The sequence below is a fragment of the Proteus sp. G2609 genome (genome assembly GCF_963896135.1).
GTDB classification, from domain to species: Bacteria; Pseudomonadota; Gammaproteobacteria; order Enterobacterales; family Enterobacteriaceae; genus Proteus; species Proteus mirabilis.
In genome coordinates this window covers 146,310-157,531 of the sequence record NZ_CAWQNB010000004.1, presented here as the reverse complement: position 1 = coordinate 157,531, position 11,222 = coordinate 146,310, and the positions used below count along the sequence as shown (strand labels likewise).

The following is an 11,222-nucleotide window of genomic DNA, read 5'->3' as shown; positions in this document are numbered from 1 at the left end:
TGGTTAGAATACCTGCCTGTCACGCAGGGGGTCGCGGGTTCGAGTCCCGTCCGTTCCGCCAACTATTTAGGGGCGTAGTTCAATTGGTAGAGCACCGGTCTCCAAAACCGGGTGTTGGGAGTTCGAGCCTCTCCGCCCCTGCCAGTTACCAATTAAGTAATAACAAAATTTATACTACTTTGTAGCCCAGTTAATTAACTGGGCTTTTTGTTATATAAAAACCACTATATTTTTCTCCAATCCTTCCAACTCTGCCAATCCTAAATCGTATTTATAACTTTATGTATCATCCAAATGATTAATCTAACATTATTCACATAATATTTTTCTGGGTATTGAGTCTGTTATTAGTAATAACATGTGCTTCAATCATCAATTTTATTACTGATATATCAATTTGACTGAAGCACAATGCTACTGATGGTTGGAGACAGGTTGAGAAAGTAGTTGCTGAATTAACACTTGTTGATCACTAGTATTGAGCCATACAGCAAATAGCGGTTTTTGGATGATCTCTACTGCTGCTGGTGAGAGATCGGGATATAAATCGAGCCAATGAGTAGGTAAAAAAGCAACGGCATTTGTTGTTTTCATTAACTGATAAGCAATCATAGCTGAATTTGTTGTCAAAATAGGTTCTGTTTTTGGTGCAGAGCTATTTTGTGAAAGTGGTGACAAATCAGCACTCCACTCAATTTTGATAAATTGTGCGCTTTGCTGGTTCAGGTGTGATGCTCTTTTCATTAGTTGAAATGTGATATTGCCAATTACTTTACTTTCCAACTCATCCATTTTGGGTGCTTCTGTAGTAAAAAGCAGATCTAGCTCACGAGCATGAAGTTGCTTTACTAGAGATTGCCTTGTAGAGACTCTAGATTCAATTCTAAGCTCATTTCTTTCTAAGTAAGCCTCTTGTAGCCAAGAGGTTAGATAAGCGTCCCAGAGCGATGCTGTCGCACCAATTGAAAGTTCTGAGTGTTGGGAGGCGTGGCTAATTTCTTTTTTTGCCTGTAACCAGGTATTCATTAATGACTCAGCATAAGGGATAAGCCTTTCTCCAGCGAGTGTTAAGCGAATATTGTTACGATGGCGAGTAAACAAATTTGTCCCAAGTTGGGTTTCTAATTGGCGTATTCTAAAACTGACCGCAGACTGTGTTAAATAAAGAGATTCAGCGGCTCGGCCAAAGTGTCTTGTCTTACTGACTTCCAAAAAGGTTTTCAGTAATTCGGTATCCACATCTATCTCCAAAAAAATTTGTCGTTACGATTTAAATATTTTGTTTTACAGAACCGCATGACTCCCTAATACTCCGCGCCATAAGTATGACGATAGAGAATTAGGAGTGTGTCAGATGGCAGAAAGTTTTATCACGACTAATCGTTTTTTTGACAATAAACATTATCCGCGTGGTTTTTCTCGTCATGGCGATTTCACTATCAAGGAAGCCCAGATATTGGAACGTCATGGTCAAGCTTTCAATGAACTTGATTTAGGCAAACGAGAGCCTGCAACTGAAGCGGAAAAATTATTTGTTGCCATGTGTCGTGGCGAACGAGAAGCAGCTACTGTTGAAGAAAAAATTTGGAAGAAATATACCAGTCGTATAAGTCGTCCAAAACGTTTTCATACCTTATCGGGTGGAAAGCCACAGCTCGATCCATCTGATGACTATACCGATTCTGATGATTAATATCATTAGTTTTAATTTAAAAGGGGCGTATTTCGCTCCTTTTTTACTTACCCTTCTAACTGTTTTTGTAAATAGATCATCAGTCTATCCATGGCGCGAAAACTCAACGCTTCAATAAGATGATTTCGTTGTATTTTTTGCTCATTCTCAAGATCGGCAATAGTTCTCGAAACTCTTAAAATTTTATGCCATGCACGAATAGATAAGCCTAATTTATTCAGTGTCTCTTCAAGAAAGATTGCATCTTCGGTATGTAATTGACAAAAATGCTCAATCTCTTTACTTGATAAATAAGTATTAAGCTTGCCACTTCGCTGGAACTGACGTTCTCTGGCTTGTAAAACTCGAGCTCGTATGATGCTACTCGATTCATTTGTATGGGTCGATTGTAGTAATGCACCTTGAGGTAATAATGGCATTTCAACGGATAAGTCAAACCTATCTAAAAAAGGTCCCGATACTTTGCTTAAATAACGTAATACTTGTTTTACGGGCGTTCGATTATGAGTACCTTGATAGTGCCCTGTAGGACTTGGATTTAATGCACCGACAAGTAACACATTTGCGGGATAGCTAATTTTGGCTTTAGCACGTGAAATGGTAATTTTGCGCGCATCAAGAGGCTCTCTAAGTGCATCTAACACACGTCTATCAAATTCCGGCAATTCATCTAAAAATAAAATGCCATGGTGTGCAAGTGTAATTTCACCGGGTTTAGGAATAGATCCACCTCCGGTTAAAGCAACGGCAGATGCCGTATGATGAGGTGCTCTAAAAGGACGTAAAGGCCATTTACCATCATGATGTATCGTATTTGATAGGCTACTGATAATTAATACATCAAGGGCTTCTTTAGCTGTAAGTGGAGGTAAGAGAGTATTAATGCGTTGTGCCAACATTGTTTTTCCTGTGCCAGGAGGGCCAAGAAATAAAATGTTGTGATTTCCTGCTGCAGTGATTTCTGCAGCTCTTTTTGCGTTATTTTGTCCAATAATATCACTAATATCTTTATTATTTTGGTTTTCAATTGTTTTGTGATTAATATTGTTTTTAGCTTCAATTAATGGGGTGTTATTTTCTAAATGATGACAAATATCCAAAAGATGGCTAGCTAATAACGCGGATTTATTAGGTAAGAGTGAAACTTCTGATTGATGTTCAATAGAAATGATAGATATTCTATTATCTTTGTTGGCGCTTAAAATTGAGGGAATAACCGCATTCACTTTTTGTAATTTACCGGAAAGTGCAAGCTCACCGATAAATTCATAACTATTTAATTTATCAGAGATTAATTGCTCTGAGGCAATTAAGATAGCTAATGCAATGGGTAAATCATAGCGGGCTCCTTCTTTAGGTAAATCAGCGGGTGAAAGATTAATCGTAATTCTTTTTGCTGGATAACTATATCCACTATTTATTAATGCGCTTCTTACCCTATCTTTCGCTTCTTTTACGACAGTTTCAGGTAAACCAACTAAAGTGAGTCCTGGTAATCCCTGGCTAATATGAGCCTCAATAGTAATAAGTGGTGCAGAGATCCCTAATGAGGCTCGCGTATATATTACTGCTAATGCCATTTTTTTATTCTCCATTATTTTCTCTCTTTTTAATTTATTTTTATTGAGGTGTTAAATAAGAAGTTAATTAAATGAGAGATATCTCGTGAATATTTAATTTATTGAAAAATATAGAAAATAAATAAAATTAAAAAATAATTATTGGATAAAAAATTATTATTTATACGAAACTTTTTATTTTTGAATTTAATTATTTCTATTAACAGAATAAATAGTAAATTAATGGTTTTTCTTTCAGTATTAACCACTGCAATATAATTATTAAGCAGTGTTATATTCCGATGCGTTATGGAGAGATAAAAATAGCTATATGTTTCATGTGGTTAGAATTATTTTAAAAATAATCATTGTCAACATGAAAATATCATGGTAACTCTAAAAGGACAGAGTGAAAGAGAACACAACACATACTATTTTTTACTACAGAAAAAGAATTTTAATATTATGAATACTATCGTCCTAGTGATTAGCCTAATTATTGTCAGCGTGGTGGTGATTATTAACCCACTGTGCGGGGCTGCACTAGGACGAAGAAAGGCTAACTAAACTAGCCGGATCTCAGAAAAACCCCCGCACCGAAAGGCGCGGGGGTTTTTTTTGAGCCAAGGATTTTAAAGAGAATAAAAAAGAAAATAAATTAATATTAAACAAGAAGTTAAGACGCAGGGTGAAAGAATGAATGGAGCACAGTGGTTAGTTCAAGCATTACGAAAACAGCGAGTGGAAACGGTCTTTGGTTATCCTGGCGGTGCGATTATGCCTGTGTATGACGCACTCTATGATGGCGGTGTCGAACATGTTTTGTGTCGTCATGAACAGGGAGCCGCTATTGCTGCTATCGGATTTGCTCGTTCTACCGGTACAACTGGTGTCTGTATCGCGACATCAGGCCCAGGCGCTACTAATGTCATCACAGGTCTTGCTGATGCATTGTTAGATTCTGTGCCTGTTGTTGCTATCACAGGGCAAGTTGCTTCAAATTTAATCGGGACAGATGCTTTTCAAGAGGTGGATGTACTTGGGCTCTCTTTAGCATGCACCAAACATAGTTTTCTGGTTTCTGATGTGAATGAACTGCCAAGAGTCGTATCAGAAGCATTTTCGATCGCTAAGCAAGGGCGTCCAGGCCCTGTGTTAATTGATATTACTAAAGATGTGCAATTAGCAGATGCTTCACATTTAGCTGATTATCCATTGCCACAAGAGCAAGAGTTTCCCTATCCCGAACACGAAATCGCGCAGGCTCTGCAGATGTTAGCACAAGCGAAAAAGCCGATTTTGTATGTTGGGGGCGGTGTAGCAATGAGCCAAGGTGTTGAGGCGCTAAGATCTTTTGTAAAACAGACGCAAATCCCCGTTGTTTCGACATTGAAAGGGTTAGGTTGTGCTAATGCATTTGATGCCAATTATTTAGGTATGTTGGGTATGCATGGTACAAAAGCTGCTAATTATGCCGTTCAACGTAGTGACTTATTAATTGCTGTAGGTGCTCGTTTTGATGATCGCGTAACGGGTCGTTTAAATACTTTTGCACCCAATGCAAAAGTGATCCATATCGATATCGATTACGCAGAGCTTAATAAATTAAAACAAGCCCATATTGCTTTGTTAGGTGATGCCAAAGTGTTATTACCTAAGTTATCTCAACCGTTAGCTATTGAGGCATGGCAAGAAGAGGTACAGCAATTAATCGCTGAATATGCTTGGCGCTATGATCATCCCGGTGAAGCAATTTATGCTCCTTTGTTGTTAAAACAGTTATCTGATGCTAAGCCTGAAAATAGCATTGTGACAACAGATGTTGGACAGCACCAAATGTGGTCAGCACAGCATATGACATTTGATGCGCCAGAAAATTTTATTACTTCTAGTGGGTTAGGCACGATGGGATTTGGTATCCCCGCGGCTATTGGTGCGCAAATAGCTAGACCTGATGCGTGTGTTATCTGTGTCTCTGGTGACGGCTCTTTTATGATGAATGTGCAGGAGTTAGGCACCATTAAACGTAAGCAATTACCTATTAAATTGGTGTTATTGGATAACCAGCGGCTTGGTATGGTGCGCCAATGGCAAGAGCTGTTTTTTGAGCAACGTTATAGTGAAACCATTTTAACGGACAACCCTGATTTTGTTGCTTTGGCAAAAGCTTTTGATATTCCGGGGCAGCGTATTACAGAAAAAGCACAGGTTGCTGAAGCAATTAAATGTTTATTAACCAGTGATGGCCCTTATTTATTACAGGTATCTATCGATGATGCAGAGAATGTCTGGCCTTTAGTCCCGCCGGGCGCAAGCAATGATGAGATGATGGAGAAATCAAAATGAACCAACACGATATCACAATTGAAGCCCGTTTTTGTCCAGAGATCTTAGAACGTATCTTGAGAGTTATCCGCCACCGTGGTTTTCATATATGCTCAATGAATATGAATATCACAGAAAGTAACTATATTAATTTAGCTCTGACTGTGAGCAGTCAACGACCTGTTGATCTTTTATGTAGCCAGTTAACAAAGTTAGCTGATGTTGCAGGTATTCAGGTCTTACATCAACAACAAAAAGAAAAATTACAATTCATAAGTGCACTTAGTGCCATGTAAGGATAGAAGAATGACAAAGCAAGCTGATTATATTTGGTTCAACGGTGAAATGGTTCCATGGGCTGAGGCAAAAGTACATGTCATGTCTCACGCACTACATTATGGAACGTCTGTATTTGAAGGAGTACGTTGCTACGATTCCCATAAAGGGCCTGTCGTTTTTCGCCATCGTGAGCATATGCAACGATTGCATGATTCTGCCAAAATTTATCGTATGCCTGTCGCGCAAAGTGTTGATGAGTTAATGGAAGCTTGTCGTGAAACATTGCGCAAAAACCAGTTAGTCAGCGCTTATATTCGTCCTTTAGTTTTTATTGGTGATGTCGGAATGGGGGTTAATCCACCAGAAGGTTATAAAACCGATATCATTATTGCTGCATTCCCATGGGGGGCATATTTAGGTGAAGAGGCGTTAGATAAAGGGATTGATGCGATGGTCTCTTCTTGGCATCGAGCAGCACCTAATACTATCCCGACGGCGGCCAAAGCAGGAGGTAATTATCTCTCTTCATTGTTAGTGGGCAGTGAAGCTCGTCGCCATGGTTATCAAGAAGGGATTGCATTAGATGTTCATGGTTATCTTTCTGAAGGGGCTGGTGAGAACTTATTTGAAGTAAAAGATGGCGTTATTTTTACTCCTCCATTTACCTCATCTGCGCTACCGGGGATCACTCGCGACGCAATTATTAAATTAGCGAAAGATCTCGGTTATGAAATTCGTGAACAAGTACTGTCTCGTGAATCTCTCTATCTTGCTGATGAAGTGTTTATGTCTGGTACCGCTGCAGAAATTACACCAGTTCGTAGCGTTGATGGTATTCAAGTTGGTATTGGTCGCTGTGGTCCAGTAACAAAAGCTATTCAGAAAGCTTTCTTTGGTTTGTTTACGGGTGAAACCGAAGACAAATACGGCTGGTTAGATCCTGTCAATCCATAATCATAATTAAATACATTTATTGAGCGAGTAGTTCGTTCCCTACTCGCTGTTATTATCGCAGGAGTGTGAAAAATGCCTAAATACCGTTCAGCAACAACGACACATGGTCGCAACATGGCTGGCGCCCGCGCATTATGGCGTGCAACAGGAATGACTGACGCTGATTTTGGTAAACCTATTATCGCAGTTGTAAATTCATTTACTCAATTTGTACCCGGTCATGTGCATTTGCGGGATTTAGGAAAACTGGTTGCAGAGCAAATTGAAGCTGCGGGTGGTGTGGCTAAAGAATTTAATACTATTGCGGTGGATGACGGTATCGCGATGGGACATGGTGGCATGCTTTATTCGTTACCTTCCCGTGAGTTAATTGCTGATTCTGTGGAATATATGGTCAATGCACATTGTGCAGATGCCATGGTATGTATTTCTAACTGCGACAAAATCACACCGGGTATGCTGATGGCGTCTTTACGCTTAAATATCCCAGTCATTTTTGTTTCTGGTGGACCGATGGAAGCGGGTAAAACTAAGCTTTCTGATCAATTGATCAAGTTAGATCTGGTTGATGCGATGATCCAAGGGGCTAATCCTAATGTCAGTGATGCTGATAGTGAACAAATTGAGCGTTCTGCTTGCCCTACATGTGGATCATGCTCTGGTATGTTTACGGCAAACTCAATGAATTGTTTGACTGAAGCGTTAGGATTATCGCAACCGGGTAATGGTTCATTATTAGCAACCCATGCTGATCGTAAAACATTATTTATTAATGCGGGTAAGCGTATTGTTGAATTAACTAAACGTTATTACGAACAAGATGATCTATCTGCATTACCACGTAATATCGCTAAAAAAGAAGCATTTGAAAATGCGATGATCTTAGATATCGCCATGGGGGGATCAACAAATACCGTTTTACATCTATTAGCTGCCGCGCAAGAAGGTGATGTTGATTTTAAGATGGAAGATATCGACAGACTTTCTCGCCAAGTTCCTCATTTATGTAAGGTGGCACCAAGTACCCAAAAATATCATATGGAAGATGTGCACCGAGCAGGTGGGGTGATGGGGATTTTAGGTGAATTAGACAGAGCAGGATTACTTAATCGCAATGTTAATAATATCTTAGGCTTAAGTTTGCCTGAAACATTAGCACAATATGATGTGATGCTAAGCCAAGATGAGCAAGTGAAATCAATGTACCAAGCCGGTCCCGCAGGTATTCGTACCACAAAAGCTTTTTCACAAGATTGCCGTTGGCCGACTTTAGATACCGATCGTGAACAGGGGTGTATCCGAAGTAAAGCGCATGCTTATAGCCAAGATGGTGGTTTGGCCGTGTTATCAGGTAATTTAGCGCAAGATGGCTGCATTGTTAAAACAGCAGGTGTGGATGAAGATAATTTAGTGTTTAGTGGCCCTGCTAAAGTATACGAAAGCCAAGATGATGCGGTAGAGGCAATTTTAGGTGGCAAGGTTGTTGCGGGTGATGTGGTCATTATCCGTTATGAAGGCCCGAAAGGGGGGCCCGGTATGCAAGAAATGCTCTATCCAACCTCATATTTAAAATCAATGGGATTAGGCAAAGCGTGCGCATTAATCACTGATGGACGTTTTTCTGGTGGAACCTCGGGGTTATCTATCGGACACGTTTCACCGGAAGCGGCAAATGGTGGGATCATTGGTTTAGTGGAAGAAGGGGATATTGTTGATATCAATATTCCAAATCGCGAAATTAACTTACGGGTAGATGAGAAAACACTAGCAGCCCGTCGTGAAGCACAACTTGCTCGTGGAGATAAAGCGTGGACACCTAAAGATAGGCAGCGCCAAGTCTCTTTTGCTTTACGTGCCTACGCGTCTTTAGCAACCAGTGCAGACAAAGGTGCTGTACGTGACAAATCTAAACTAGGGGGCTAACTCATGGCAGCCTTTAGACCTTTAACTTCAGCACCCAGTAGTGCTGAATATTTAAAAGCCGCATTAAGTGCGCCTGTTTATGAAGCTGCTGTCGTGACACCTTTGCAAGAGATGGCAAAAATTTCTCAGCGTCTAGAAAATACCATTTTAGTTAAACGAGAAGACCGACAACCGGTACATAGCTTTAAACTGCGTGGCGCTTATAACATGATTGCAGGGTTAACGCCGGAGCAAAAGGCAAAAGGGGTGGTTACTGCATCAGCGGGAAATCATGCCCAAGGGGTGGCGTTATCAGCTAATCGAATGGGCGTAAAAGCATTAATTGTAATGCCTATTGCAACGGCGGATATCAAAGTGGATGCCGTACGCCAGTTTGGTGGTGAAGCATTGTTGTATGGGGCTAACTTTGATGAAGCAAAAGCAAAAGCCATCGCTTTGGCAAAAGAGATGGGATATACCTTTGTGCCTCCTTTTGATCATCCCGCTGTGATTGCAGGGCAAGCAACATTAGCAATGGAGCTGTTACAACAGGACGTCCATCTTGATCGTATTTTTGTACCTGTTGGCGGCGGCGGTTTAATTGCTGGGGTTGCTGTATTAATTAAACAACTGATGCCTGAAATAAAGATCATTGGTGTTGAGGCAGAAGATGCTGCTTGTTTAAAAGCAGCGTTAGAAGCAGGACATCCTGTTGAGTTACCTCGCGTTGGATTATTTGCCGAAGGTGTCGCTGTCAAACGTATTGGCGATGAAACCTTCCGTTTATGCCAAAAGTATGTTGATGATGTGATAACCGTTGATAGTGATGCAATTTGTGCCGCTGTAAAAGATCTGTTTGAGGACGTACGCGCTATTGCAGAGCCTTCTGGTGCTTTAGCATTAGCAGGGCTAAAAAAATATGTTGAGGAGCATCAGATCAAAGGGGAACGTTTAGCCCACGTACTGTCTGGCGCTAATGTCAATTTCCATGGCTTACGTTATGTTTCGGAACGTTGTGAACTAGGTGAAAAACGAGAAGCGCTATTTGCCGTTACAATTCCCGAACAAAAGGGTAGTTTTTTGCGTTTTTGCCAAATTTTAGGACAACGTGTTGTTACTGAATTTAACTATCGTTATAGCGATGCCGATCCAGAAAATGCACGTATTTTTGTCGGTGTGCGTTTAAGCCAAGGGCTACAAGAGCGTAAGGAAATCGTGCAACAGCTAACGGAGGCGGGTTATCAAGTCTCCGATCTCTCCGATGATGAGATGGCAAAATTGCATGTGCGTTATATGATCGGTGGTCGCCCTAACCAGCCATTAAAAGAGCGTCTGTTTAGCTTTGAGTTTCCAGAAGCACCGGGTGCATTAATGAAGTTTCTTAAAACATTAGGGACTTACTGGAATATTACGCTATTTCATTACCGAAGCCATGGTACTGATTATGGCCGTGTGCTGGTGGCGTTTGAGTTACCTGAAACGGAAGGGCGTTTTGAACGGCATTTAGATGCGTTAGGTTATGAATATCATGATGAGACAGGAAATCCGTCTTTTCAGTTATTTCTTTCACCACAAACAGCCAGCTTAGTGGTGGAGTAGGCGCCAAAACGCACTGATCACAGGCTCTTGAAGGCGTTTGTGTAAACCACAAACGCCAAGTTCAAAGGGTTCTACCAGCGATATATTATCGAGCAAAGAGATACGGTTTCGTACCGGCTCAGGGCAGTTATCGACGACAACTTGCGGAATAAGTGCGATACCACAACCAAGAGCAACCATTGAAACAATCGCTTCATGCCCTGAAACAGTGGCATAAATAAGAGGATTTTGAATTCGATGGCGTTTAAACCATAAAGCAATGCGCTGTCGTGATGGGCCGTGTTCAGGAATGATAAAGGGAATATTGAGCCAATCCGGTTTTTCTTGTGTAGCAAGGTGTCGAACATTACCCGGTAGAGCAGGGGCAATAAGAACTAAGGGGATCTCGCCTATTTTCTCAAAGCAGATATTTTCAGGCAACTTCTCTGGTTTTCCTGCAATACCTAAATCGGCTTCATCTGAGATAACTTTATCCACAGCATCTGCGGCATCACCGGTAGTCAATTTTATCTCGACTAAGGGATTTTCCGCACGAAAACGGTCAAGGATCGGCGGAAGGTGACTATAAGCTGCAGTGACTGAACAAAATAGACGTAGCTCTCCAGACAAGCTGGGACTGTTCTGGTTTAGCGTATGTTTGAGTTGCTTATATTGCAATAAGGTGTGTTGAGCATAACGTTTAAGTTGCTCCCCTGCATCAGTCAGTGTGACTTGGCGGTTATCACGCAAAAAAAGTGGATGCCCTAGTTGTTCTTCAAGACGCTGGATCTGACGTGAAAGTGTGGATGGACTGACGTGCATGGCTTGCGCAGTCTTGGTGAAATGGCAACTTTCAGCAAGATGTAAGAAGAGTTTGAGATCGCGAATATCCATGGTCAGCCGCCTAGGTAAATAGTAAAAACAACGTTGCA

The 11,222-nt window shown here is 41.0% G+C and carries 10 protein-coding genes and 1 tRNA gene; 8 read left to right on the top strand and 3 right to left on the bottom strand.

The window, feature by feature from the left end; genetic code table 11:
• The first annotated feature begins 68 nt into the window (after nt 1-68).
• Nucleotides 69-144 (top strand) — tRNA-Trp (locus AACV01_RS01985).
• 270 nt (nt 145-414) lie between these two features.
• Here the strand turns inward: AACV01_RS01985 and hdfR are convergent.
• Nucleotides 415-1,239, bottom strand: a complete 825-nt coding sequence (gene hdfR, locus AACV01_RS01980; protein WP_004249680.1) for an HTH-type transcriptional regulator HdfR — start codon at nt 1,237-1,239, stop codon at nt 415-417.
• Nucleotides 1,240-1,354: 115 nt separating this feature from the next.
• Here hdfR and AACV01_RS01975 point away from each other — a divergent pair, with 115 nt between their 5' ends.
• Entirely contained in the window at nt 1,355-1,693 is a 339-nt protein-coding gene (locus AACV01_RS01975) for a DUF413 domain-containing protein (protein WP_004246370.1), read from the top strand.
• A 47-nt stretch (nt 1,694-1,740) separates the two neighbouring features.
• Here AACV01_RS01975 and AACV01_RS01970 read toward each other — a convergent pair whose 3' ends face one another.
• Nucleotides 1,741-3,273, bottom strand: coding sequence for a YifB family Mg chelatase-like AAA ATPase (locus AACV01_RS01970; RefSeq protein ID WP_004249679.1), 1,533 nt, complete (start codon nt 3,271-3,273; stop codon nt 1,741-1,743).
• 444 nt (nt 3,274-3,717) lie between these two features.
• On the opposite strand from AACV01_RS01970, the gene ilvL reads away from it, so the two are divergent.
• The 6 genes from ilvL (at nt 3,718) to ilvA (ending at nt 10,311) form a co-directional block, all read left to right on the top strand.
• Nucleotides 3,718-3,819, top strand: coding sequence for an ilv operon leader peptide (ilvL, locus tag AACV01_RS01965; RefSeq protein WP_017827031.1), 102 nt, complete (start codon nt 3,718-3,720; stop codon nt 3,817-3,819).
• Between the two features lie 129 nt (nt 3,820-3,948).
• On the top strand, nt 3,949-5,598 hold the full coding sequence (ilvG, locus tag AACV01_RS01960) for an acetolactate synthase 2 catalytic subunit (RefSeq protein WP_004246367.1): 1,650 nt from the start codon (nt 3,949-3,951) through the stop codon (nt 5,596-5,598).
• Nucleotides 5,595-5,873, top strand: a complete 279-nt coding sequence (gene ilvM, locus AACV01_RS01955; protein ID WP_161682337.1) for an acetolactate synthase 2 small subunit — start codon at nt 5,595-5,597, stop codon at nt 5,871-5,873. The genes ilvG and ilvM overlap by 4 nt, the downstream gene beginning before the upstream one ends.
• A gap of 10 nt (nt 5,874-5,883) precedes the next feature.
• Nucleotides 5,884-6,810 (top strand): branched-chain amino acid transaminase, encoded by a 927-nt coding sequence (locus AACV01_RS01950; RefSeq protein WP_004246365.1) that lies wholly within the window; start codon nt 5,884-5,886, stop codon nt 6,808-6,810.
• Nucleotides 6,811-6,882: 72 nt separating this feature from the next.
• Nucleotides 6,883-8,733 (top strand): dihydroxy-acid dehydratase, encoded by a 1,851-nt coding sequence (gene ilvD, locus AACV01_RS01945; RefSeq protein ID WP_004249676.1) that lies wholly within the window; start codon nt 6,883-6,885, stop codon nt 8,731-8,733.
• A gap of 3 nt (nt 8,734-8,736) precedes the next feature.
• Entirely contained in the window at nt 8,737-10,311 is a 1,575-nt protein-coding gene (ilvA, locus tag AACV01_RS01940; RefSeq protein ID WP_161682335.1) for a threonine ammonia-lyase, biosynthetic, read from the top strand.
• Here the strand turns inward: ilvA and ilvY are convergent.
• Nucleotides 10,297-11,184: an HTH-type transcriptional activator IlvY gene (gene ilvY, locus AACV01_RS01935; protein WP_004246362.1), complete on the bottom strand. Its 888-nt coding sequence runs from the start codon at nt 11,182-11,184 to the stop codon at nt 10,297-10,299. The two genes, ilvA and ilvY, sit on opposite strands and share 15 nt — an antisense overlap.
• Between the last annotated feature and the right edge of the window lie 38 nt (nt 11,185-11,222).